This window comes from Saccharibacillus kuerlensis DSM 22868, from assembly GCF_000378145.1.
In the GTDB taxonomy this organism is placed as follows: domain Bacteria; phylum Bacillota; class Bacilli; order Paenibacillales; family Paenibacillaceae; genus Saccharibacillus; species Saccharibacillus kuerlensis.
In genome coordinates, this window is sequence record NZ_KB899277.1 from 305,677 (window position 1) to 330,339 (window position 24,663).

Consider the following 24,663-nt stretch of genomic DNA (forward strand, 5'->3'; position numbering starts at 1 on the left):
GATCGGCTTTTTTCCAATCAGTTCTCTTACCTGCTCAATTCTCTTACTCATTAACCAATCTTTCTGCCCAGTGGAAGCCGCATCATTAATCCGTATAGGAAAAAGCCGGCAACTGCTCCACCAAAATGTGCCCATATATTCACATCCGGAGTTGCAAAACTCAAAATCAAGCCCATAACAAGCAGGACATAAACAGTCTGTCTGGATCCCTTATCCATCTTGTTGCGTTGAAACAGCGCCATGTACAGAAAAGCTCCATAACCGCCATAGATTGCTCCCGAAGCCCCTACGGAGATGAAAAACTCACTCATACGATTATACGCACCCAAACTGATGACATTTGCGATAATTCCGCTTACCAGATACAACACGGCATAACGAATATGTCCCAGCAGACGCTCAAGCGGCGGAAGGAATACAAGAAGAGCGAAGCAGTTGAATAATAGATGCCCAAAATTTCCATGCAGGAAAACTGAAGTCAGATAGCGCCAAGGCGAATCTACATTTTCGATTCCGGGTACTCCCGTTACATTGGAAAGCGCTCCGTACTCCAGCAATATGGCTCCTGAAGCACCTTGACTATAAGCGCCATTTATCGCCAGAACGATAAACATAATTACGTTGATCAGCACAATCAACGCCGTAATCGGATAGAACTTCAGGTACTGATTCCATTTTTCGTACCTTACAAAAATCATGATTTTCCCCTTTTCCATTGTTCTCTTTGTTTGCTGGCAATTCTACGGCAGGGATCAACTTGTATCGTTCTCTTACTTTTAATCCTTTGAACGATACATTCATTTGAAGAACCCCCATAAGAAACATTATAATGAAACAGCGCGGGAAAATCCAAACTCTCTGATTTCCCGCAAGAAAATATGAGGAGGTCATTCGCAATGACACAACAAAGAACCGGTATCGCTACGTTCAAAGGCAATCCGATCACCCTGGTAGGCCCCGAGCTCAAAGTAGGCGATCAAGCACCGGATTTCAAACTCAATCGTACTCTATTGGACGAAGCTTCCCTATCCGATTTTTCCGGGAAGATCAAACTGATCAGCGTCGTTCCATCCCTGGATACAGGCACCTGCGATGCGCAGACACGTCGTTTCAATACAGAAGCCGCCGATTTGGGCGAGCGCGTTGTTATCCTGACCGTCAGCGTCGACCTTCCTTTCGCTCAAGCCCGTTGGTGCGGAGCAGCGGGTGTTGATCAAGTGGTCACATTGTCCGATTACAAAAGCCGCTCCTTTGGCGAAGCATATGGTGTCCTGATTGACGAGCTTCAGCTTGATATGCGCGCCATTTTCGTGCTCGACAAAAACGACCGCATATCTTACGTGGAATATCTGCAGGAAATGAGCGAGCATCCGAATTACGAGCAGGCGATCGCCGCAGTCAAAGCTTTGCTGTAGGCTGTACTTCATTTTCCCATCGTATATTATGAAAAAAAGCGCACCCCCGGCGGGAAATCCGCAGGGCGGGTGCGCTTACATAAGATTTTACAAAACGTCTAGTTTGTCGTTTTGTGAGCGGCCAGCTTTTTGTCGAGAATAGCGAACAAGCTTATAATATTCCGATAATTCGCGCCTAGATCGCCCAGCGATCCTCGAGAAGCCGAATAAATATCGACTGCGCTTTTGACTGGACTAACAGCCAAAACAGAAACGGTAATATCCATCGTTCGTCCAAACTTTGTCCGTTTCTCTAATGTGATCTCGCCTACGCCAGCCACTTCGTGCAGCACCTTGTACCCGGGAATTTTCTTCAACGTCGTGCTGACTTCTTCCCAAGCTCTTTCTCTGGAAAGGCTGTAGTATCTCGTTTTCATGTTTGGGTCGGTCGCGCGGTCACTTGTGCCTTCCTGACTGCGAATGATCCCGACCAATGTACGTTTAAACGACAAGATCTTTCCTCCTTTAACGTTACCCGCCGATCTACTTCTAGTTTATCATTGTTCGATTAAGAACAAAAGAAAAACACAGCAAAAACGTCCTTGCTCCGATAACTTCTTCGGTGCAGGGACGTTTTATCACGTTTGGGAACAATGGCTCTTCAGCCTGCCCCCTCGTATATGGATCATAAAAGGGAATCCCGCTCTGCCGTCCGGTAACATTGTCTCGAACCTGCTATCGCAGGTGGGTGACCGCAAAACGGGCTTTGAAGTCCCCATGTCATATAGACAGGGCTTTTCATTGCGGCGTTCGATTTAGGTCTCCCGAGACTCATTCATTGGTTCAAAACAACGAAAAACCGAAACGTACATCGCAGGATGTAGAGTTATTATAGCGCTTGCGACAGCTAATGTAAACTCCATCCAGGTTTTTTTACAAAGGAATCTTCACTTTTCTTTTTTCTCTTTGCCAAGCTCAATGAGTTCCGACTCTTCATCGGAATTTTGAGCTTCTTCCCGCTTTTTCGCCTGCTCCTGCATTTTCAGGAATGTCGCATAGAAATTAAAGAAAGCGAACCAAGCCATTACACTCACGGCACAAATTACGTACAATACCGGCATCTGCCATCCAATATAGAGAATTGCGATCGCTCCGATCAGCGTCGAAAACACTCGGAACGGACGCAGCAGTGTCAGCAGAATTGCATTTTTTAAAATGCCGCCGATCTTCATATGATAATGAGCAACCATGGAGAAGAAGTTAAACAGCGAGACGAACAGAAGAATCATCAGAATTAGCATCAAGATACCGAAGAGCTGCAAATTGGGGAATTGGACCATATAAACGGTAATATCGACGTACATGACGACAAACAATACCGTGTAGAAAAGTCCGCCAACCAAGCTTTGCTTATAGTTCTCCTTGTAACCTCTAAAGAACGTGCGCATAATTTTGACATCCGGATCTCCCATCACCCATTTGCGTACAACAGTAAACAACGCTGATGTAGCCGGGAATAATGTAACCGGTGCCAGAATACCGAGCGCCCAATTCAGCGTCAATGCTTCATTGACGTACTGCGGATCGATGGCCAGCCGCAGATACAGAATGAACAAGAACGGCGCCGAACACAGCACCCAAAGCAGATTCGTTCCCGAGAGACGCATAATCCACTCGGTCAAGCGGTATATGCCTCCCGTAAGCCCCCTAAATTCCAACAGGTATTCCTCCTCGAAAAATCGCATAATCGCCAGTGGGGTGCATGATCACACACCATATGCCGTATGATATTCAATTATACCGATTCCAGCGAGCAAAAACCAGCCTTTGACAAAAGGGCGGCGAAACGAATATCGCTCCCTCTTATTCTTCCTCTGCACAAAAAAGACGGCGCATCGCTGCGCCGCCTTAAGTCCGTTCAGAAATTAACCTTCTTGATTGTCGCGGTTCGTGCTTGGACGATCTCCCTGGTACGAAGATTTTCCTCCGCGTCCCTGGTAGCCGCCTTCTTTCGAACCTTTGTAACCGCCTGTTCCGCCAGTACGGCTTCCGCTGCCCTGGTAGCCACTGCGGCTGCTTCCGCCTTTGTAGCCGCCTTTGTAACCGCCGCTGCTTGCGCCTTTATAGCCGCCAGTCGAACTACGGCTTCCGCCCTTGTAACCGCCGCTGCTGCGACGTTTTACTCTAACCGGATCCTCAGGTGTCAGCTCGACCTTGGCATCCTTCTTCTCGCCGGTCATCAGCTTCATTGCTGCAGACAGCAGGTTAACGGAATCATACTGCTCAAGCAGTTGAATTGCGATACCTTTGTATTCGTTCAGTTCGCCGTCCTGTACTACTTCAAGCAGGCGCTCAGCCAGAATGCGCTGTTTGCCTTCGATCGCTTCGCTCATTGTAGGAAGCGGCTTGCGAGCGATTTTGTGACGTGTCACACGCTCGATGAAGTTCAAATGATCAAGTTCGCGCGGCGTTACGAAGGACCAAGCTTTACCTTCTTTGCCGGCACGACCTGTACGGCCGATTCGGTGAACGTAGCTTTCCGGATCCTGCGGCAGGTCGAAGTTGATTACGTGCGTAACGCCCGATACGTCGAGACCGCGTGCTGCTACGTCCGTCGCAACCAGTACGTCGATGCTGCCGTCGCGGAATTTGCGCATAACGGCATCGCGCTGGTTCTGCGAAAGGTCACCGTGAAGGCCGTCAGCCGAGTAACCGCGTTTTTGCAGGGCTCCAGCCAGTTCGTCTACCCGGCGCTTCGTACGTCCGAACAGAATTGCCAGCTCAGGGGATTCCATGTCAAGCAGACGTGTCAGAGCTTCAAACTTCTGACGCTCAGGCACTTCAACGTAAGCCTGCTCGATCAGCGGTGCGCTGATTTGTTTTGGAATAACCGATACGTGCTGCGGGTTGCGCAGGAACTGCTCAGCCAAACGCTTGATGTTGGCAGGCATCGTTGCCGAGAACAGCAGTGTTTGGCGTTCTTCCGGAACCAGCTTCAGGATGGACTGAATGTCTTCCATGAAGCCCATATCCAGCATTTCGTCCGCTTCATCCAGCACGACTGTGTGCACATCGTCGAGCTTGATTGTTTTACGGTTGATGTGGTCAAGCAGACGTCCCGGCGTACCGATAATGATCTGCGGCTTTCTCTTCAATGCGCGGATCTGACGAACGATATCTTGACCGCCGTAGATTGCCAGGGAACGCAGTCCCTTGAAGCGTGCCAGCTTCTCGATTTCATCGGCAACCTGGATAGCCAGTTCGCGTGTTGGTGCCATGATAAGAGCGGAGATCTTCTCTTCTTCACGAGCGATCTTGCTGATCATCGGAATACCAAATGCAGCCGTTTTACCTGTACCTGTCTGTGCTTGACCGATCATGTCGCTTCCGGACAAGGCGATTGGAATCGCCTGCGACTGGATCGGAGTCGCTTCTTCAAAGCCCATCTCTGTAATTGCCTGCAATACTTTTGGTTCCAAATCGAAGTCTACAAAATTTGCCAATAGATTCATGCTCCTTTATTGTAAGCGGATCGCCACTTTACCTGTGGACAAGCCACTTTCGTATTCTGTATTCTTAAGTAGCCGCAACCGATCGATAACCGAAGGGTTCCTCATATGCTAATGACACCAAGTTTTCCGCACCACTTGGACAAGGGAGGAGCTTCTTCAAAGCCGAAGCCGAAAAGCCGAAGCCTTATTATATACCGTTTATCCTTTTACTCGTGATTCTTCCGTTCAGTCGTTGACGGTTACGGAAACGAGAAAGATCTACTCAAGAACATCTAAATCATTATACCATAAGCGGCTATCGAAAAGCTAGTAAACCTTCAAGACTTTGTCACATTTTTTCATAGTTTTCATTTTGTTTTCGTTTTTTCATTTTATTTTTCAGGAGTGGTGGGTTTGTTTATTCGAATGGGTCATGTTATTACAACGGTCATCGGTGCCTTATTAATCGCGGCCGGCTTCAATTTGTTTTTGATTCCGCATCAACTGCTCAGCGGCGGCGTATCGGGACTTTCCATGCTTACCGCCTACTTTACCCCGGTCTCGGTCAGCGTCATGTATTTTGTTTATAATGTGCCACTCCTGATTGCAGGCTGGTTCCTGCTCGGACGGCGTTTTAGTTTACTGAGCATCATCTCGGTTGCCGCTACAACGATTATGATCGCGCTTGTTCCGGAAAGCATGGTGGCAAGCGATCCGATTATTTCTTCCGTTTTCGGAGGCGTTCTGGTCGGTGTCGGAGCGGGCATCTCGTTCCGTGTCGGCGGATCAAGCGGCGGCTTCGATATTCTGGGTTCTATTGTTACCCGCTACCGGGACTTCCCTGTCGGCACCGTTACGGTAGCCCTTAACGGATTGGTCATCTTCGTGATGGGTTATCTTCAAGGGGATTGGAACCTCGCACTGCTGTCGATGGTATCCATCTATATTACAGGCAAAGTGATGGATGGAATTCACGTCGGTCATGTAAAAGTTACCCTGTTCATCATTACCGACGATACGGATGCCCTACTCGCCCGTCTGCTTCAGATCGAGCGCGGTATTACCCGCATTTCGGCCGAAGGCGCCTTTTCCCACTCGAAAAAGGATGTATTGATGACCGTTACGACCATGTACGAACTGGCCGAGCTCAAGCGTATTATTAAAGAAGCCGATCCGCGGGCGTTCGTCAACATTGTCGAAACGGTAGGCGTAATGGGTTCGTTCCGAAAGCGCTCGTTATAATATTGACAAGGTAAAATCGAATTCCGGGTAGGGGTATGTTATAATGAGTCCGTACCGCTTCCGGGGCTCCCCGGAGTCCCGGTTAGGCAAGCTTCACGCTTCAGGTTCATAGGCACGCATGGTTCGCTTTTCTAAGGTATTCGAGTCAGACAATGACGCACGATTCCGGAAAAGAAAGGGTGACGACTATGGAAATGGAAGCCGTAAAACTTGAGCAAATCGTGATGAAATGGTACCCCGACATGCTTTCTTTTTTGAAGCAGCAGGAGCTTGATTCCGTGATCGTCCTTCGCGACGGCCTGGGTATTCTTGAAGCCGAAGACGCGCTCGACATTATTCACCACAGCATTTTGGAACATCAGTCACCGGAAATTTTGCACTAAAAAGATTTTGCGCCAAAGAGATTTTGCACTAGAGATTTCATATGATTCGCATTGCAGTCCGTTTGAATCTCTTCAAAAGCTTCTTCATAAGGCCGCGCTCTTCTTTCGAGAAGGGGCGGCCCTACATATGATGAACGGTTTTAGCAAAAATCGGATTCGTTCGTCTGCATGGCGGTTAAAGACTCAAAGTATGCCAACTTGCCGGAACAATTAGAAATTTGTTACAAATTCACTCCACGACCGACACAAAAAGGCTATACTGGAAAAGACATTCCAACCAAGAATCACGTACAGACAAGGGAGAGAAAAAAATGGACATCTTATGGAGCCTGCTGGCTTTGACAATCGGCGCTTCCAATCCGGAAAGCGTACAACCTGCGCAGGTAAGTACCAACCCGATCAACACAGCCGTTCAATCGGCGTGGAACCTGAGTGCCCTGACTGCTCAGAAAGACAGTGTAGTGATCGACGCGGACAATCCGCCGCTCAAGATTGATCCGCAGCCGGATGCCCCGACCGTTAAGGGCATTTATGTAACGGCCTATAGTGCAGGCGGCGCTCGAATGAGCGAACTGCTGGATCTGCTTGACAATACCGGCCTCAATTCCATGGTTATCGACGTCAAGGACGACTTGGGGTACATAACGTACAAAACGGAAAACAAAGATTTGCTGAAAATGGGCACTTCCCAAAAGTTTATTCCGGATATCGATGAACTGATGAAGAAGCTTAAAGATCACAATGTTTATCCGATCGCTCGTATCGTTGTATTTAAGGATACGATTCTGGCAGAGAACCATCCGGAGCTGTCCTTCACCAACTCGGACGGCAGCGTATGGAAAAACGGAAAAGGCGACGCTTTCGTCAATCCGTACAGCAAGGAAGTCTGGGATTATAACGTCGACATTGCAAAAGAAGCGGCGGCCAAAGGCTTCAAGGAAATCCAGTTCGACTATGTTCGCTTCGCGGAAGGTTTCGAAAACCGCGCCGACAAGCTCATTTACGAAAAAACCGACAAAACGCGTACCCAAGCCGTTTCCGAATTCGTGCAGTACGCGCGCAAAGAACTGGCTCCGCTCGGCGTTCGCGTATCGGTCGACATTTTTGGCTATGCGGCATCCGTACCAGCTGCAGAAGGAATCGGACAAGACTTCACGAAAATTTCGGAAAACGTCGATGTTATCGCACCTATGGTCTACCCGAGTCATTACTCGACCGGCTGGTTCGGTGCCAAAGATCCGGACAGAGAGCCTTATGTAACGATCAAAGGCTCCATGGAAGACACTTTCAAGAAGCTGGATGAGATCGAAGACGAATCGCAGCGTCCGATCGTACGTCCATGGATTCAGGACTTCACTGCCAGCTGGTTGGGCAGCGGCCACTATACGAAGTACGGCAAAGCCGAAGTGGATGCCCAGATCAAAGCAATGGCCGATATGGGTGTGGAGGAGTATCTGCTCTGGAATGCTTCCAACCGCTACACCAAGGACGCCAACTACGGTCCTAAGGACTGATAGATTTAAGCCGTCTCTCTTATTTCATACAAACGGCGATATCGCGCATGGCAAATGTACGGCGACAACCCGGCCTTCAAGGCCGGGTTTTTGCCTGCGTCCATACGAGCTGCCGCCATACTGAAAGGACCTGTCAAGAGCATGCAGCCCACTTCATCATTCAAACAAAAAATCGCCCAGTTTCTTATCGTATTCCTACCGATCTTCGTAACGCAGATTACGCTGTCCGCCATGGCATTCTTCGATACGAGCATGACCGGTCACGTTAGTCCGGCCGCACAAGCCGGTGTATCGATCGGCGTCAGTCTATGGATTCCGATCCAGACCGGCCTTAACGGCGTATTGAACGGCATCATGCCGATTGTCTCCCAGCTTGTGGGAGGCGGCCGGGAACGCGATGTCCGCTTTAATGTATTCCAGGGACTTCTGCTGTCGCTGCTGTTCTCGGCTGCCGTGCTGCTGCTTGGCGCTATGCTGCTGCGTCCAGCGATCGAATTCATGAATGCGGAAGCCGAAGTTGCGGATACCGCTTATAAATTTCTAATCTGTCTGGCTTTCGGCATTGTTCCCTTATTCGGCTACACCGTACTGCGCGGCTGTATCGATTCCTTAGGCCAGACCCGCGTATCAATGGCCATCACACTGTGTTCGCTGCCTGTACAGCTGCTGCTCAATTATTTGCTGATCTTCGGCAAGTTCGGCTTCCCCGAGCTGGGCGGCGTAGGTGCCGGCATTGCAAGTGCTGTCACCTATTGGGTGATCTTTCTGATCGCCTTGGCTGTCATGCACCGGGCCGAGCCTTTTGCAAGCTTCGGTTTTTTCCGCAAATGGCATCGGATCTCTTGGGCGAAGCAGAAAGAACTGCTGCAGCTTGGTATTCCGATCGGCTTTGCGACTTTTTTCGAAACGTCCATCTTCGCCGCCGTGACACTGTTGATGAACCGCTTTGGAACAAATGCGGTCGCCGCACATTCCGCCGCGATCAACTTTGCTTCCACACTGTATATGATTCCGCTGGCGATCTGCATGGCGCTGACCATTCTCGTCGGTTACGAAGCGGGGGCAGGTCGCAATAAAGACGCCAGGCAGTACGCTTTTATCGGCATCGGTTCCGCTATAGGAATGGCGCTCGTTACCGCCGCCCTTCTGGTGCTGTTCGGAGACAAAGTGGCCCTGATCTATTCGAACGATCCGGCCGTAACAGCGCTCATCATTCAATTCCTCGTCTATGCGATCTTCTTCCAGCTGTCTGATGCGCTTGCTACGCCTATTCAGGGAGCGCTGCGCGGCTATAAAGATGTGACACCGGCATTTTTCATCACGCTGATCGCTTACTGGGGAATTGGACTCCCTGTCGGCTACGTGCTGGCCGTCTATACATCTTTCGGCCCGTTCGGCTACTGGTTGGGCCTGATTGCCGGGTTGGCCGTCGGAGCGGCGCTTCTGCTGCTCCGGCTGCTCAAGGTCCAGCGTCTGCATGCCGTTCGTCCTCCCGACCCTAACGCGATCCAAGTGTAGATAAAAGGTTGTTCCCCTGAAATAGATAACGGGAACAACCTTTTTGGCTTGGATGACTACAGATGACTAGAATTCGAATAAATCAAGCTGCTGCGGTTCATCTTCTCCGGGAAGCTTCGGTACATCCTGACCGAGAATGGCCATCAGCTCTCGCGCGTTATCCGCAGCGTCTCCGCCGGAATTATTGTTGAAGACGACATACACCTCTTTCGACTGCTTCTCCAAACGCCGCAGTCGTTCCGCCCATTCCTCCAGCTCCTGTGTATTGTAGCGGTACAGATAGCGTACTTCCCGCCAATTCGGCTGATTGGCAGACTGCCAGCCGGCTGTATTTCGTCCATGCATGCGTACAATCGTCAATTCATCGTCGGTCACTTCTTCAACGATCGGCACCGAACCGACTCCCGCCTGAGGCTCGTCGCATACACTGTGAATCCAGCGCTCCTGCCGCATAAACTTCAGCGTACGCTCCCGCATCACCGGCTGAAACCAGCTCTGGTGCCGAAACTCCAATGCACACGGGACATCATCCATTCGTGCGCGAATCTCGCGCAGCTTCGCCACATTCTCGCGTGTACAGTCGAACCAGGGCGGGAATTGAAACAGCACCGCCTTCAGCTTATTCGCCTGCTGCATCGTGCCGATCGACAGACGAAAAGCTTCATACATTTCGTCTTCACTTTCAAACGGAATTTTGCCGCGTGAATGCCCAGTCATCCCTTGGAACGCTTTGATGACAAAACGAAAATCCCCCGGCGTTTCCGTCGTCCATTTTTCCATGTTCCGCTTGGACTGCACCGCATAAAACATACTGTCCACCTCGACGGTTCCAAACAGCTTGCCGTAAGTAGTCAGCTTCTGCTTCGCCGCTTCTTTTGTCGTATAGATGGAATCGTGATCGCCCCATCCGGTCAATCCGATTGTAATCATCCGCACGCCTCCTTTCTTTGGAACAATTTAACTTTTTTAAAACGAACTCTTGAAATAAACCCTTGAAACGAATCCTCGAAATAATCTCCATGTCTGCTCTTACCCGATCTGCAAACCTAAATAAACCTCCGTACCGAAAAGAGCAGACAAGCTGCCTTTCCGGCACGGAGGTTATCCCTTTGCCGCTTCCAACGCCTATACAGACATCCGTTTACTGCGAAAGACGCAGCGCCAATTCGTACATTTCGTTATCGAACTTGTTCTTGGTGTTGACGACTTTATCGATATCCGTCAGTACCAGTTCGCCCTTGATAATACCGCATGCTTTGTCGCTCTCGCCGCGGATCAGCGAGCGAACAGCAAAATCGCCCAGACGGCTGGCCAGATTGCGGTCGAACGGAGTCGGTGTGCCGCCGCGCTGGATATGGCCCAGTACGGTAACGCGCGCATCGATCTGACTGGAATGTCTCGCCAGCTCGCTTGCGATATCGTCGCCTTTGCCTGCGCCTTCGGCTACCACGATAATACTGTGGCGTTTGCCCATTGCGAAGTTGTGCGTCATGCGCTGAGCAACTTCGCCCAGATCGTATGGTACTTCCGGTACGAGAATCGTCTCGGCGCCCGAAGCAAGACCTGCATGCAGCGCAATGTCGCCGCAGTGACGACCCATAACTTCAACGACGGAAGCCCGTTCGTGCGAAGACATCGTATCCCGAAGCTTGTTGATTGCGTCAACGACAACGCCTACAGCAGTATCGAAACCAATCGTATAGTCGGTAAACGAAATATCATTATCGATCGTGCCCGGCAGACCCATTGTATTGATGCCGAGCTTGCTCAGCTTATTCGCGCCTTGATACGAACCGTCGCCGCCGATAACTACAAGACCTTCGATTCCGTAATTGCGCAGAATCTCGGCTCCTTTGCGCTGTCCCTCTTCCGTATAGAACTCTTTGCAGCGAGCGGATTGGAGCACAGTACCTCCGCGCTGGATAATGTCGCCGACGCTGCGCAGGTCCATCGAGAAAATATCGTTGTTAAGCAGGCCCTGATACCCCCGCTGGATTCCGAAAATTTCGATTCCGTGGTAAAGCGCGCTGCGCACAACGGCGCGAAGCGCGGCATTCATTCCTTGGGAATCTCCGCCGCTGGTTAATACTGCAATTTTTTTCACTGCTGACATGTTGCTTCCTCCTTGTTAGTGCTGCCTATGTTTGCGGATCCATATACTGTTGACGAAGAAAAACAGACGCGTTAACGGACTTTTCTTCATCAATCGTTTAGACACGGTTCGCACGTCTCTCTGCTCGCTGACCTTCGGATCGGACAGATACAAAGCGAGCAATCCTTCAATAATCATTCGGTGGAAAGCGGCATGCGGAAGCCCGGCCACGTCGCGGCGTGCACCGTTCACAATTTCTTCAACGCGTCCCAGCATGGCTTCCCCGCTCTCGTAGTAATTGCAGAAATTCAGGTCGCCTCCGATACGGTCTTCTTCCTGATCGATCAAATAATCGAGCATAATATGAAGTCCGCAGACGTAAGGGAAGTAAGCTTCGTATACGGATCGCGCCGCCTGCTCGTCGAAATCTTCACGGCTCGCACCGGCGAACAGCATGAACATGCCGAGCGTCGATCCGGTTGCCGCGGCGAACTCGTTCCAGTACAAGTCGGGCGCAAGGTCGGCGTTCTCCGCTCTCCAGGCCGTCAGCGACGGCTCGCGAAGTTCGGGGGCAATATGCTTATAGACCTGCAGGTCACCGTACAGACCGACGAGACGACGTACATAAGGCTGAGCATGGACGTAACCGGGCAGCTGGCGGATGTTCTCTTGACAAACAGTGACCAGGGCATTCAAATATCCCCCGTCGTCCTGTTCATCACGGAACCGATAATAATTTTCCGGCTGTGCGGACGGGTCCACCGCGTCCAGCATAGACTTATGTAAGAGACGAAAATCTTTCGGGTCCAGCGATGTGCTTCGGTCGCACAAATTGTCGAGATAGTCGCTGATGGTCTGAAGCGCCACGATCAGCGGAATAAGTACATCTTTTTTGTCCAAATTGATTGCTGCGTATACCGAGCCTCCCTGACAATGGAACTCTTTATCAGCGATGCTCGCCAGTGCCTGGGTTCGAAGCTCGGGATCGGGAATGGTTCCGGCACGGTCTCTCCAGCCTCCGAGCGATTCTTTGACCCCCGGCAGGACGATTTTGTACACGCACCGCATCAGGCTGACCGGGTCTTCGGGAACAGTATAAGCGGTTCTGAGTCGGTTCAAAGCGTACCTCCAAGTACAAGTCATGAGTCTCCCTAAATTCATTCCCATTATAATATGCAGTCCCGCTTTGTACAAATAACCTTCATCATATTCAAACTCTTTTTTGGCTTTTTTTCCGCAAAATTCGGCATATCATCCTGTTTGATGCCTATTCCTTCGCCTTTCCCGTCCCAAAATGTCCTATTTCACCAAACTTTCTCTCCCTCAGAATTGCAAGCGTTTCCAGTCATGCTATACTCAAAAGTATTCCGTTTTTTTTCGAATTCGGCTCTGTCCGGATAACTTTTTCACGAAAGGAGTTCCTCATGTCCGATGTTCCCTTATCCTGGAAGCGGCTGCTCATGTTCTTCATTCCGCTGGGTCTGTCCGCTTCGCTCGTTACGCTGTCCCATGTCATTATTAACCGTACGCTAGCTTCTGCCGCCTCGCCGGAAACGGTTATCGCCAGTTATGCGCTGGCTGGCAGCCTGCTCGCCATTACGGAACGTCCGTCCACACTGCTGAGGCAAACCTGTTCGGCACTCGTCCGAGACAAGCTTTCTTTTCGGGCGTTAACATTCGTGACTTACGTGTTTTTGGTCTGCGTCATGCTGATCGGGGTATTAATCGTCTACACTCCTATCGGACGCGGCATCTTCGGGCTGGTATTCGGCGTAGATCGTCAGCTGCTGCCAAGCGTACTTGCCGTCTACGGCGTTCTGATGTTTGTCAGCGTTTTTTCGGTAATTCGCAATATTTATCAAGGCATCATCATTACCCATAACCGGACCAAATGGCTGACGATCGGTATGATTATCCGCTTGGCGGGCATGTATTTGCTGTCCTTGTATTTTGTAAACATTCACGGTGTAACCAGCGGAATCGTCGGTGCTGTGATTTTCCTTGCCGGCATGGTGATCGAAGCTGCGGTGAGTTTTTTTGAAGGTCGAAATATTGCCCGAAGACTGCCCGCCAAAAAGGAAGGTCATTCAGTCGAGACGCGCGGCGATGTATTCCGTTTCTATAAGCCGCTGCTGTATTCCGCACTCGTCGCCATGTTTATCGGCCCTGCACTGAACATCATGCTCGGCAGAACGGACGGTGTGGCGCTCGCCATCTCCTCCTTTGCCGTGGCAGCCAGCCTTATGCAGCTGATGCTCAGCTTTTTTATGTATATTCATCAGATTGTACTCAATTACTACCGGATTGATCCTGTGCTTGTGCGCAAGTTCTCGCTGGCAATCGGCTTTATCCCTGCTGTCCTCGTCGCGTCAATCGCTTATACGCCGCTCGGCTATTGGGTATTCGGACAAGTGATGAACGTGGAAGGTCGGCTGCTCGAAGAAAGTCTTCGCACGCTGCAGGCTTTTATCCTGTACCCGCTCGTTATGCCCTGGCTTGATTACGGCAACGGATTGATTTTGCTGGACGGACAGACCAAAGTCATGTTCCGCTCCCAATTGGCCAATGCGGGCTGCACGATCGCGGTGCTGTTCCTGCTGGTTGCACTTGTTCCGCACTGGAACGGGATGGTCGGCGCATTGGCGCAGTCGCTCGGCCTTCTCGCAGAAGCGATCATCATCTTCCTTGTCGTACGCCGCATGGGACGCGAACCCCGGATGAACAAATCGGCATAAAAACAAAAGACATGCAAAAAGGCACAGTTCCTGGGGAGGAGCTGTGCCTTGGGTTTGCTATGTTATCAAATCAGGTAAGAAAAAAATTCTTACAGTTTGATTACGTTAGCTGCTTGTGGTCCACGGTTACCGTCGGTGATTTCGAACTCAACTTCTTGACCTTCGTCAAGAGTCTTGAATCCGTCGCCTTGGATTGCCGAGAAGTGAACGAATACGTCTTCTCCGCCTTCTACGGAAAGGAAACCGTAACCTTTTTCTGCGTTAAACCATTTAACTGTACCTTTCAAATGAACAACCTCCTAAAAATATCACCATCTATGATGAATATAATTATTATACTGCAATAAAAAACCTTTGGCAATTGAAAACTTGAAATGGGCTGAGGCGTTGCTTTTGCCGGGGCGCGTGGGTTATGATTTTACTTAAGAAACAATGTGAAACGAGGAATGGCAACCATGATTAAAAAGCACACGATTTACAAAAGAGACAGTTGGAACATGATGACGGTCGAGGTTCACGGGCGTCAGCTTGTGCTGCGCGAAATTTCCGACCAGTGGGGCGAAGATTCGCACACGTTTATCAGCCGGCCTGAGATGATGGAATGGGCCAAGTCCCGTTTCAATAAGGAGAAATTCGACGGCACCGATGAAGAGTGGCAGAGCATCATGGATGCGCTCAAGAAGGTATAAAGGATGAACGATACGACCAACCTCGCCATCCTGATCGTCCTGACGCTGCTGCTCGGCGGCGTCGTTGTTTTTTATAAGGATACGATCCCGCAGAAGCTGAAGCGAGGTCTTGCGATCGCTGTCGCTCTTATGCTGCTGCTTACCTTCATTATGACCGCCTATACGCTTTTCACTATGGGCTCCTGAGCCGAATCTTCTTCGGCGATCATCCCAACCGGCACAGCCGAACAACCTTAAGGAGGTCCTGAGAATGAGCACAATGCCCAAAACCCTACCCAAGCGAAGCGAAGTGGCTTCCGAACATCAATGGAAACTGACCGACCTGTTTGCGGATCAAGAGTCCTGGGACAACGTTTATGACGAAGTCAAAGGACAGCTGAAAAAGTTCGAAGAGTTCCGCGGCAAGCTGAGCGACGAAGAAAGTATCGGCGCCTGCTTCCGGTTCGAGGACGAAGTATCCCTCAAGCTGGAGCAGCTGTACGTCTATACGCATCTGTATCATGACCAGGACACCGCCAACCCGACTTACCAGGCGCTGACGCAAAAAGGACGCAAGCTGCTGGTCGAAGCCGGCGAAGCGATGTCTTTTATCACGCCCGAAATTCTGTCTCTCGACGATGCCCAGCTGGATCAGCTGATCGAAGCGGAATCGCTGAAAGATTACCGGTTCACGCTGCAGGAAATGAAGCGTGAAAAAGCGCATGTGCTGACGCAGGCCGAAGAAGCGCTGCTCGCCCAGGTCGGAAATCTGGCCCAGGCGCCGCAGAACATTTTCGGTATGCTCAACAACGCCGACCTTAAGTTCCCGAACATTAAGGACGAGAACGGCAACGAAGTCGAACTGACGCACGGCAGTTACATTCAGTTCCTGGAGAACCCGAACGTCGAAGTACGCCGCCAGGCCTTCCAGACGATCTATGCAACGTACGCCAAGCTGAAGAACACGATCGGCGCGTCGCTGACCGCCAACGTGAACAAGAACATTTTCTATGCTCGCGCCCGCAAATATCCGTCGGTACTGGAAATGAAACTTTACGGCGACAACATCCCGGTATCCGTCTATGACAACCTGCTGGACGCTATCCATGAAAGTCTCCCAATCCTTCACCGCTACATGCGTTTGCGCAAGAAGCTGATGGGCGTGGACGAACTGCATATGTATGATCTGTTCGCTCCTCTTGTGGAAGAGTTCAAGATGGACATTACTTACGATGAAGCGAAAAAGATTGTAGCCGAAGGGCTTCAGCCGCTCGGCGAAGATTACTTAAAAGTACTGGACGACAGCTTCAAGAGCGGCTGGATCGACGTTTATGAGAACGAAGGCAAGCGGACGGGCGCTTATTCTTCCGGCGCTTACGGCGTACACCCTTACGTACTGCTCAACCACAAGGACAACCTGAACAGCATGTTCACGCTGGCGCACGAAATGGGCCACGCGCTGCACTCGTACTATTCCGACGAAAATCAGAAATACCGCGATGCACAGTATACCATTTTCCTCGCGGAAGTCGCTTCGACGACCAACGAAGCGCTGCTGATGGATTACCTGCTCAAAAAAGCCACCGACAATAAAGAAAAAATGTATCTGCTAACGTATTACGCGGATCAGTTCCGGACAACCGTATTCCGCCAGACGATGTTCGCCGAGTTCGAGAAGATCGTTCATGCGCGCACCGAAGCCGGAGAATCGCTTACGCCTCAAGATCTCTCGAACATCTACTATGACCTGAACGTTCAGTACCATGGACCGGATATGGTCGTAGACCGCGATATCGAGATGGAATGGGCGCGTATTCCGCACTTCTACAACAGCTTCTACGTTTACAAATATGCGACTGGATTCTCCGCCGCGACAAGCTTCTCCAAGCAGATTCTCGATGAAGGCGCACCGGCTGTTGAACGCTATCTCGGTTTCCTGAAAAGCGGCGGCAGCGACTTCTCGATCAATATCCTGAAGCAGGCCGGCGTAGACATGTCTTCTCCGGAACCGGTCCGCGAAGCGATGAGCGTCTTCGAAGCGCTGATCGAGCAAATGGAACAGCTGGCCAATTAATGTCCCATTCAAGGCTCTGCGTCAAACAACCGTCAATCGGACAATGATGCTTATGAAGCCTTTAAGGGAAAGGGGCAAATGGATATGAAAGTTCAATGGTCTTTGATTTTGATGCTCGTCTTCGCCTTGATTACAGCGATCTTCGCGGTTATCAACGTGAACCCAGTAGAAGTGAATTTCCTGTTCGGCTATGCCGATGTACCACTCGTTCTGCTGATTCTGAGCAGCGCACTGTTCGGTGGTCTGATTGTCGGTCTGTTCGGCATCTACCGTTTGTTCCAGACGCAGCGCGAACTGAAGAAATTGCGCCTGGAGAACGAGCAGCTGCGCAATCAGTCTTCCGTATCGTCCGTCGGTACACCGCCGGCTTACGATGAGCCGACGGTATCCGCGGACTCTGCGCCGCTTGAACCGATCTCGGACGATCTGGATCGAACACGCGATTCACGAGGGTTCCGTGCGGACAAGTAACACAATGTTGTTTGATCAAAAAAGCGTTCGAGAAAAACCGCGACCTCGCTTTGAGGGTGCGGTTTTCTTCTTGAAGGCCGTTCATTTATTCATTTATCCGGGAGGAATTAAACATGACTGTACATATCGATGAGAACTACGTTGTAACTCTGCTCAAAAAACTGCTCGACACTCCGAGCCCAACCGGCTACACGCATCATATTATCGATCTGATCCGCGAAGAAGCCGAATCGCTCGGCTTTCCGGTAACGTTCAACGAAAAAGGCGGCGCGATCATCAGCATGGAAGGCGAAGAAGATTCGTATACCGTCGGCCTGAGCGGCCATGTGGATACGCTCGGCGCGATGGTCCGCTCTATCACACCGCAGGGCACGCTGAAGATCACTTCGCTGGGCGGCTTCGCCATGTCCAGTATCGAGAACGAATACTGCATCATTCATACCCGCGGCGGCCAAACCTACACCGGGACGATCCTGACCCAGCATCCTTCCGTGCACGTCTACGCCGATGCCCGCGACTTCAAACGCTCCGAAGAACATATGGAAGTCCGGATCGATGAACTGGTCGCTTCCCGCGAAGATGTGGAAGGTCTCGGCATTATGACCGGCGACTACATTTCGTTCGACGCCCGTGCGGTAATAACCGAAAGCGGCTACATCAAGTCCCGCCATCTGGATGACAAAGCGAGCGTTGCCGCCCTATTCGGCCTGCTGGAATCGGCCAAGCGCGAAGGCTGGAAGCCGAAACGTCCGGTTAAGATTCTCATCTCCAATTATGAAGAAGTCGGCCACGGTACCGCTTATATCCCATCGGATATTGCCGAGATGATCGCGGTGGACATGGGCTGTATGGGCGAAGATCTGACATGCAAAGAAACCGACGTCTCGATCTGCGCCAAAGACTCGTCCGGTCCATACGATTATCATATGACCGGCAAACTCATTGAACTGTGCCAAGCGCAGGGAATCGATTACGCGGTAGACATCTATCCGTTCTACGGTTCCGATGCTTCGGCCGCACTGCGCGGAGGCAGCAATATCCGAGCGGCGCTGATCGGTCCTGGCGTACATGCTTCGCACTCCATGGAGCGGACGCATACCCGTGCCGTCATCGGCACAGCGCGGCTGCTGTGCGCTTATGTCCGAGGCGAATAAAGATATAGAACTATAGAACGTTTGGAATCTCTTCAGAATCAAATTAGCCTAAAAAGATGAAAAAAAGCCTCCGCCAAGTTTGCCGAAAGCCGAGAACAGAAATGGGGTGTAGCGCTTGACCAAGCAGTCTAATCGAAATCTTCACCGCAGACGTCTGACCGTCGGACTATTCATCCTCCTGCTTGCCGTCTGCGCTTCCGCTTTCTGGCTGCTCTTCTCCCCTTTCAAACCGGCCGAAATGTTCGAAGATCTGCCCAAGCGCTATACGTATCTGGAAGCGGAAAAGCCAGGTCAGCCGGAACTGCATATGATGTCCGTTTCTCCCGATGATATCGTGCTTCGGGCAGATCGGCTGCCGCTGCAGGAGATTCATGCCTACGGTATCAACGGCGGATTTTTCTATGAAAATTCGCTGCTGTCGATCGCCGTTCAGAACGACGAACCTACAGCCGGGAAACGCAGCGACTACGGTTCCGGCTGGTCCAACGTCAAATACGCCCGCGGCACACTGGTCTGGGACGGGAAGCAGCGGAAGTTTTCCGTACAGACGGTCTCTTCAGCGGATGAAATCAAGGTAAGGAATCGCAGCCATTACTGGGCTCAAGGCGGAGTAAGCCTGAAGCTGTCGGATGAAGAAAACTGGCAGACTATCAGCATCGACCAACACCTTCCTTATGCCGACGAACCACGGATGCGCTCTGCGCTCGTCTATAACAATGCCGGGCAGCTCTGGCTGGTCGTCACGCCGACCTTGAGCACGGCAACCGATTTCCGAGCGGCTCTGCTGGATAGTGTCCCTGGCGAAGGCCGTGAAGGCATCTTCCTCGATGGAGACGGTTCATCGCAGATGAATGCCGACGAGATTCTGCTAACCGGTGACGGGCGGATGGTTGTGCAGATGATTGCGGTGTCGGCGGAAGAATGAAACTCATTTCAATGGGTAAGAATGCGTTATAAAAAAACCTTCACTCCGCGCATAGCGGTGGTGAAGGTTTTTGGCCGTACGCTGATTCTCTTTTGTCGTACGCTTATTTTTTATGGAAGCGATCAGTCTTGATCCTTTTTAACCTTCCGTGATGTCTGCTTGCAGGTCAGTGGCAATTTCGATCATCTTGGGAACTACGGCTTCGTCCGAAACGGCTGCATATAGATCACCCTGATAAAGCCGAAAAGGAGTTTCTAAGTCCCCACGCTTCCATATGAAAAAATCCCCGTCGATCGCCATACGGCTTTCCGGTCCTTGCACCGTCCAAACATTGGAATACACAAAGTCGGGTTTGGATGCAAAATATTGTTGGCACTCCTCCAAAGAGATCGCCGGCTCCGTATTATTTTCCTGCATGGATCTTGTAATCCGAAAACGCTGATTCATTGAAATACCTCCGAATTTATTTTATTTTATCCATTTCATTCTTCGACCTGTTCGATCTGTCCCAGCACATAACCCTTTTGCTTCGAGCCTTGATAAGCGACAAAATACTCCCGGTTCACCTCGATCAGATTCCATACCATTTCATTCTCGACTTCAATACGTACATCACCGAGTCCATTATTGTTTGAATTAGCGGCAATGATCCATTTTTCTGCGAGATCGTCCGATTGACCTTTCTCCGTGACTCGGATTGAGGTAGTAATAGACTCAAACGGTTCGTTATCTGGTTTGGAGCAGCCGGCGGTAAACAACGCTGCGGTTAGAGCAAGCAGCATTCCTGTCTTAAAAAGGGTACGCTTCATTTAAGAGATCTCCTTCATTTGTGGACAGCTCTCTGATTTGTACATCCGCGGCACGAATCGTCATTTCTCCAAGAGGACTGTCAAACAAAACATGAAGTTCGTACCCCTCATCTTCAGCATAAATCTCGCTATAAATCCAACTGCTTCCTATCTCGATTTCTGATAGATCCAACGTCTTTACACCTAGAAACGTTAATTGGATCTGACCCGAATCCCCGTATCCACGATCCAATATCATGACAAATTGATCATTTCCAGGCTTATCGAAAGATAATATGTTGGCATCATGTAAGTATTCTTCCATTAATAAAACGGCATTTTTAGGAAGGATATCTGTAATGGATTCATAGTACTTTCGATATTCATTCGCCTTAATCCTACTTCGTTCCAGATATTCACTTTGCCATTCTTCAACCATCTTTCTCAGCTCAGGGGATGGGAATTGACTCTTTAACGTTTCATCATGTATGTAAGGATGAATCTTTTCGGGCAAAAATTTCAACAAATCCTCTTTGATATACTCCAAGTTTGTCTTAGCTAATTCCTCGTAATCCATACCTTCAGATTTATAAAATGCGATCTGCTCTTCCCAATCCTCTTTAGATTCCGGGAACACTAAACTTCCAGATACCTGCATTTCGTTGTACCATTCCTTGGTAAATATATATTTCATGAAATACCTCCGTAGGGATGGCCGCTGCTATTATTTTTCAGCCAGTTCACTATAAAATCGAATAGTTTCACCGAATAATGATGACCGCTTCAAACGTATACCAGCTCAATTTCGATTTGGCATACATTTTCTTCGATACTGACCGACTCGATAAATGTTACCAATCCCGGGCAGTATTCGTTCAGCGTTTCAAAGTTCGAATCCCATCAGCTTCCGAAACTGGGCAGCAGCAGTGCCTTCCGGGTTCAATCCGCTGTGCTTAGAATCAACGAAAATCCGCCACTGCCAATCTTCAGGACCTACAAACCCTATTTTTGATGTGCGTTCCAGAAAGTCAATGAAGTTTCGTCCAAGCGTGTAACCATGTCCCTGCCCATCGGCATGACTCAAGTATACAACGGGATTATCGCTCTCAAGCAAATCGAACGCTAGATAATCGCCGTTACCAACCTCCATAAATGCCAGTTTGTTATGCCAGACCTTATCGTACTCGTCGCTTGGATCTGAGAAATTTCCTTCAACCCAAAAATCCTTTGCTTCGTCGATTTCCAGGAGACTGGTAAGACTCCACTGCAAAATTCCACAGAATATTCCCTGATACGGAGAAGGGAGTTCGGTATCTTCGTCAAGAAACCAGCGCAAATCAAATTCGCCAGAGCATTGGAGAAGCACCTGTCTGAAGCTGAGCGGCAGTTTCATACCCAATTGGCGTTCTACTTCTTCAACTTGGTCTTCCGCTGCAGGCGCTCCAATGCTGATTGCTGGAACTACGCCGCCTCCAGCAATAACTTGAACAGCAACCCGATCCACTCGTTCTTGAATGACCTCAAACGAAAACGACATACGATTCTCTCCCTTTGAGTTAGGTAAGCGATCACAAAAGTTCTGCTGCTCGATTATTTTTCAGCCAGTTCACCATAAAATCGAATAGTTCCATCGAATAACGATGACCGCTTCGAACGTTTGGCAGCTCGCTTTCGATTCGGCGCACATTTTCTTCAATACTGACCGACTCGATAAATGTCACCAATCCTGGGCAGTATTCGTTCAGCTCTTGGAAGTACCTCTTCTGCGGTTCGATAAACGTCAGATTTAACTCGAACCCTCTTCGTAAACGTGTGGAGTCGCCTGCTTTTCTTTCCCTTAATCGATTTTCCGGGGCGTAAAGAATAAAATACTTGTCCGGAAAGCCCAGTTTCTGTTCGCTGATTAAAGGTCTATAAAACTCTTCGACGAATGCCAATGTTTGTCCATTGAAGAGAGTGAAATCAAATGCCCAGTTATACCAGAAAGGCTGAAACAAATCGATATCGACGATAACCTGCTGTTCTTGTTCTTTTTCAACGGCCAATCTCCATCGATCCAGTTGGCGCTCGAAGAACCACTCCGGATATTCCTGTTCCGGCTTCTCCCACAAAGAGTCGACTTCGAGAATATGAAAAGCGTCATTTCGGAGCGCGAACGCAGCCGACGTGGTCGTTTTCCCTGCAGCGCTTGCGCCTTCCATGCTTATGATGGTCATGAAATCACTTCACCCTTTCCCGCTTCTCCATTCCTCTTCCAAAATGCTCATTTCAATCAGATTCCAATAAGTATCTTGATATCTTCTGGCATCTCTAATCAATCCCTCTCTTACGAATCCTGCGCCTTCATAACAATTGACCGCTGAGGTGTTGAAATCAAATACTCCCAGGCTAATTCGGTGTAAGTTAAACTCTTCAAATCCGATATGCAGCACACTATTGATCATCTGCCGCCCGTAGCCTTTACCTCTATGGTCTCGACCAAGCAGTACTTTGCCGATTCGTGCCGATCGATTATATCTATCCACGTTTCCAAGAGATATATGTCCCACAAATTGGCCTGTCTCTTCTTCCACCGCTTTATAGATGAATCTACTTGAGGTGATCTTATCGTTTGCATCATGTACATAATCAAGCAATTGGTCCGAAGTTAGAGGATACTTGAATTGAGGTCCGGACCATTGGAGCAAGAAAGCTTCATCTTCCATCCATTCCATAAGCTGATTAAAGTCGGCCGGTTCAAAATACTCAAGAGTAATCATATGAGCTTATCCCTTCCTTTTTATTGGTTTAAAGGTTAGTCGCTGTTAGGCCATTTTCGATTCCCTCACAGATGTTTCCACCATATCCCTGCGCATTCCGGAACTGTTGACCATTGATTCTCATCTATTTTTCTTGCCAGCTCAGCTCCAAAGAAAAATTCTGTATTTTCCTTAGCTTCCGATGTATTAGAAAATTCATAGTCTGTTCTGATCCAACGATGTGAAAAATCATATTTATGTTCAAGAAGCGAATAGTATTCCTTCAAAAATTCCGGGGGATTTGGTGTTTCTGTTCCTGTCCCTAGCGTTTCCAAAATAATAATTGATCCATTCGGCTTTAAAACTCTTTTGATCTCTTTTAGAATGATCTCCAGGTTCTTATTTCCATCTTCCTGACCAGAATTCGTTAAGTAGCTGATACTCCATCCAGAAATCACTAGATCAACAGATGCATCTTCTATAGGAAGTTCTCGATGATCCGCTGCTAGTGTAGTCCAATTTACAGTAGTGTTTTGGTTCGTTAATTTTTCATTCAAAAGATCCAGCATAGACTGAGATATATCCGTACACACTAATGATTTCGCTTCTGGAGCAATAAAACTAGAAAGCCTGCCGGAGCCTGCTCCTAGATCCAATACATCGAGTCCTTTAAAAGGCTTTATTTCTTTGATAACTTCCGTTAAATCAGGCTGCCGACTAATCATGTCTTCGTATGAGTAGGATCGGTCATTATAAACTTCCTTATGGTTAGTCATAAAAGATTTCCTCCAATTGGTTTACTTATAAAAATAAGCCATTAACTCCTCGTCATATCCTTGACCTTTATACTCTAGAGCATTTTTCTCTATTCCATACGTTTTAAATCCTAACTTCTTATAAAGATCTACTGCCGCTTGGTTTGTAGTCACAACGCACAGGTTTATTTGTTTCAAGCCTTCTAAATCTTTTCCTCTATGTATGACTTCCTTTAATAGTTCTGCAGCAATTCCCTTGCCCCGATGTTCCGATGAGACATAAACTCCCCAGATCATTCCTTTATGTCTGAGTTTGATCCCTTGTTCTCTTCTGAATCCGATCATTCCAGCAGCTTGGTCACTTTCTGTGAAAGCCATCAATATATAATTGTCACTCTCATTTTTTATCCTCTTTGTGACTTCAGATATCGGAGTATGGATGGAATCTTCGTATGATGCTCCAAATGCTTCTGGGTTCGTTTTTAATGCTTCCAACCGTAACTTCCAATAGATTTCAGCGTCTTCTTGTTTGACTTCCTTGATATAAAACATTTGTAAAACTCCTTCCTATACTATTAGGATGGTGCAGAAGTTCTAATAATGTTCCTGTATTCACAACCTGATATATGTCGGGGTAGTGGCGGATACCGAGCTAAGGACGTATGCCCGCAGCGTAAATATGATGTTATGTGATACCCCTTCATCCTGAGTTACTTTCATG

Annotated in this window: 28 protein-coding genes and 1 other RNA gene; 12 read left to right on the forward strand and 17 right to left on the reverse strand. The window is 49.2% G+C overall.

All coding sequences use genetic code 11. The features are described 5' to 3' along the window. Positions 1-50: 50 nt before the first annotated feature. Complete coding sequence (locus F456_RS0101450) at positions 51-698, reverse strand: rhomboid family intramembrane serine protease (RefSeq protein ID WP_018975223.1); 648 nt, start codon at positions 696-698, stop codon at positions 51-53. A gap of 198 nt (positions 699-896) precedes the next feature. Between F456_RS0101450 and tpx the strand changes: the two genes are divergently transcribed. After that, entirely contained in the window at positions 897-1,415 is a 519-nt protein-coding gene (gene tpx, locus F456_RS0101455; RefSeq protein ID WP_018975224.1) for a thiol peroxidase, read from the forward strand. A 98-nt stretch (positions 1,416-1,513) separates the two neighbouring features. On the opposite strand, the gene F456_RS0101460 is transcribed toward tpx, so the two are convergent. From F456_RS0101460 to cshA, 4 genes are all read right to left on the reverse strand, one after another. Next, positions 1,514-1,906 (reverse strand): DUF1499 domain-containing protein, encoded by a 393-nt coding sequence (locus tag F456_RS0101460; RefSeq protein ID WP_018975225.1) that lies wholly within the window; start codon positions 1,904-1,906, stop codon positions 1,514-1,516. Positions 1,907-2,087: 181 nt separating this feature from the next. Beyond that, positions 2,088-2,277, reverse strand: a non-coding RNA gene (gene ssrS / locus F456_RS23900) — 6S RNA. Between the two features lie 64 nt (positions 2,278-2,341). Next, entirely contained in the window at positions 2,342-3,112 is a 771-nt protein-coding gene (locus tag F456_RS0101465) for a YesL family protein (RefSeq protein WP_018975226.1), read from the reverse strand. A gap of 207 nt (positions 3,113-3,319) precedes the next feature. Continuing rightward, positions 3,320-4,897, reverse strand: a complete 1,578-nt coding sequence (gene cshA, locus F456_RS0101470) for a degradosome RNA helicase CshA (RefSeq protein ID WP_018975227.1) — start codon at positions 4,895-4,897, stop codon at positions 3,320-3,322. A 414-nt stretch (positions 4,898-5,311) separates the two neighbouring features. On the opposite strand from cshA, the gene F456_RS0101475 reads away from it, so the two are divergent. The 4 genes from F456_RS0101475 to F456_RS0101490 all read left to right on the forward strand — a co-directional run bounded on the left by F456_RS0101475 (position 5,312) and on the right by F456_RS0101490 (position 9,542). Then, entirely contained in the window at positions 5,312-6,127 is an 816-nt protein-coding gene (locus tag F456_RS0101475) for a YitT family protein (RefSeq protein WP_040924877.1), read from the forward strand. Positions 6,128-6,315: 188 nt separating this feature from the next. Next, positions 6,316-6,510: a hypothetical protein gene (locus F456_RS0101480; protein ID WP_018975229.1), complete on the forward strand. Its 195-nt coding sequence runs from the start codon at positions 6,316-6,318 to the stop codon at positions 6,508-6,510. Between the two features lie 311 nt (positions 6,511-6,821). Then, entirely contained in the window at positions 6,822-8,024 is a 1,203-nt protein-coding gene (locus F456_RS0101485; protein WP_018975230.1) for a putative glycoside hydrolase, read from the forward strand. Positions 8,025-8,165: 141 nt separating this feature from the next. Beyond that, entirely contained in the window at positions 8,166-9,542 is a 1,377-nt protein-coding gene (locus tag F456_RS0101490; protein WP_040924878.1) for an MATE family efflux transporter, read from the forward strand. A gap of 66 nt (positions 9,543-9,608) precedes the next feature. On the opposite strand, the gene F456_RS0101495 is transcribed toward F456_RS0101490, so the two are convergent. From F456_RS0101495 to F456_RS0101505, 3 genes are all read right to left on the reverse strand, one after another. Continuing rightward, positions 9,609-10,472: a DUF72 domain-containing protein gene (locus F456_RS0101495; RefSeq protein WP_018975232.1), complete on the reverse strand. Its 864-nt coding sequence runs from the start codon at positions 10,470-10,472 to the stop codon at positions 9,609-9,611. A 211-nt stretch (positions 10,473-10,683) separates the two neighbouring features. Next, complete coding sequence (gene pfkA, locus F456_RS0101500; RefSeq protein WP_018975233.1) at positions 10,684-11,655, reverse strand: 6-phosphofructokinase; 972 nt, start codon at positions 11,653-11,655, stop codon at positions 10,684-10,686. A gap of 15 nt (positions 11,656-11,670) precedes the next feature. After that, positions 11,671-12,753, reverse strand: coding sequence for a tetraprenyl-beta-curcumene synthase family protein (locus tag F456_RS0101505; protein ID WP_018975234.1), 1,083 nt, complete (start codon positions 12,751-12,753; stop codon positions 11,671-11,673). A gap of 305 nt (positions 12,754-13,058) precedes the next feature. On the opposite strand from F456_RS0101505, the gene F456_RS0101510 reads away from it, so the two are divergent. Continuing rightward, a complete protein-coding gene (locus F456_RS0101510; protein ID WP_018975235.1) occupies positions 13,059-14,369 on the forward strand; it encodes a hypothetical protein in 1,311 nt (436 codons plus the stop codon). Between the two features lie 89 nt (positions 14,370-14,458). Here F456_RS0101510 and F456_RS0101515 read toward each other — a convergent pair whose 3' ends face one another. Beyond that, entirely contained in the window at positions 14,459-14,656 is a 198-nt protein-coding gene (locus F456_RS0101515; RefSeq protein ID WP_018975236.1) for a cold shock domain-containing protein, read from the reverse strand. 168 nt (positions 14,657-14,824) lie between these two features. On the opposite strand from F456_RS0101515, the gene F456_RS0101520 reads away from it, so the two are divergent. From F456_RS0101520 to F456_RS0101545, 6 genes are all read left to right on the forward strand, one after another. After that, entirely contained in the window at positions 14,825-15,058 is a 234-nt protein-coding gene (locus F456_RS0101520) for a hypothetical protein (RefSeq protein ID WP_018975237.1), read from the forward strand. 3 nt (positions 15,059-15,061) lie between these two features. Beyond that, positions 15,062-15,244, forward strand: coding sequence for a hypothetical protein (locus F456_RS0101525; protein ID WP_018975238.1), 183 nt, complete (start codon positions 15,062-15,064; stop codon positions 15,242-15,244). Positions 15,245-15,308: 64 nt separating this feature from the next. Further along, positions 15,309-17,111: an oligoendopeptidase F gene (gene pepF, locus F456_RS0101530; protein ID WP_018975239.1), complete on the forward strand. Its 1,803-nt coding sequence runs from the start codon at positions 15,309-15,311 to the stop codon at positions 17,109-17,111. An 84-nt stretch (positions 17,112-17,195) separates the two neighbouring features. After that, complete coding sequence (locus tag F456_RS21560) at positions 17,196-17,582, forward strand: LapA family protein (protein WP_083923465.1); 387 nt, start codon at positions 17,196-17,198, stop codon at positions 17,580-17,582. Between the two features lie 113 nt (positions 17,583-17,695). Beyond that, the gene (locus F456_RS0101540) at positions 17,696-18,736 is read left to right on the forward strand and encodes a M42 family metallopeptidase (protein ID WP_018975241.1); all 1,041 of its coding nucleotides are present in this window, start codon (positions 17,696-17,698) and stop codon (positions 18,734-18,736) included. A 115-nt stretch (positions 18,737-18,851) separates the two neighbouring features. Further along, a complete protein-coding gene (locus tag F456_RS0101545; RefSeq protein WP_018975242.1) occupies positions 18,852-19,661 on the forward strand; it encodes a hypothetical protein in 810 nt (269 codons plus the stop codon). A gap of 138 nt (positions 19,662-19,799) precedes the next feature. Here the strand turns inward: F456_RS0101545 and F456_RS0101550 are convergent, their stop codons facing one another. From F456_RS0101550 to F456_RS0101585, 8 genes are all read right to left on the reverse strand, one after another. Continuing rightward, the gene (locus F456_RS0101550; protein WP_018975243.1) at positions 19,800-20,108 is read right to left on the reverse strand and encodes a hypothetical protein; all 309 of its coding nucleotides are present in this window, start codon (positions 20,106-20,108) and stop codon (positions 19,800-19,802) included. Positions 20,109-20,143: 35 nt separating this feature from the next. Continuing rightward, entirely contained in the window at positions 20,144-20,470 is a 327-nt protein-coding gene (locus tag F456_RS0101555) for a hypothetical protein (RefSeq protein WP_018975244.1), read from the reverse strand. Next, positions 20,451-21,143 carry a DUF4085 family protein gene (locus F456_RS0101560; RefSeq protein WP_018975245.1) on the reverse strand — a complete coding sequence of 231 codons (693 nt, stop codon included), beginning with the start codon at positions 21,141-21,143 and terminating at the stop codon, positions 20,451-20,453. Before F456_RS0101560 ends, F456_RS0101555 begins: the two co-directional genes overlap by 20 nt. Before the next feature lie 189 nt (positions 21,144-21,332). After that, entirely contained in the window at positions 21,333-21,986 is a 654-nt protein-coding gene (locus F456_RS0101565; protein WP_018975246.1) for an SMI1/KNR4 family protein, read from the reverse strand. Between the two features lie 31 nt (positions 21,987-22,017). Next, positions 22,018-22,665 carry a hypothetical protein gene (locus F456_RS0101570; protein WP_018975247.1) on the reverse strand — a complete coding sequence of 216 codons (648 nt, stop codon included), beginning with the start codon at positions 22,663-22,665 and terminating at the stop codon, positions 22,018-22,020. Positions 22,666-22,674: 9 nt separating this feature from the next. Continuing rightward, positions 22,675-23,208 (reverse strand): GNAT family N-acetyltransferase, encoded by a 534-nt coding sequence (locus F456_RS0101575; RefSeq protein WP_018975248.1) that lies wholly within the window; start codon positions 23,206-23,208, stop codon positions 22,675-22,677. Between the two features lie 65 nt (positions 23,209-23,273). Beyond that, complete coding sequence (locus F456_RS0101580; protein ID WP_018975249.1) at positions 23,274-23,963, reverse strand: class I SAM-dependent methyltransferase; 690 nt, start codon at positions 23,961-23,963, stop codon at positions 23,274-23,276. A gap of 21 nt (positions 23,964-23,984) precedes the next feature. Continuing rightward, positions 23,985-24,494 carry a GNAT family N-acetyltransferase gene (locus F456_RS0101585; protein ID WP_018975250.1) on the reverse strand — a complete coding sequence of 170 codons (510 nt, stop codon included), beginning with the start codon at positions 24,492-24,494 and terminating at the stop codon, positions 23,985-23,987. Positions 24,495-24,663: the final 169 nt, after the last annotated feature.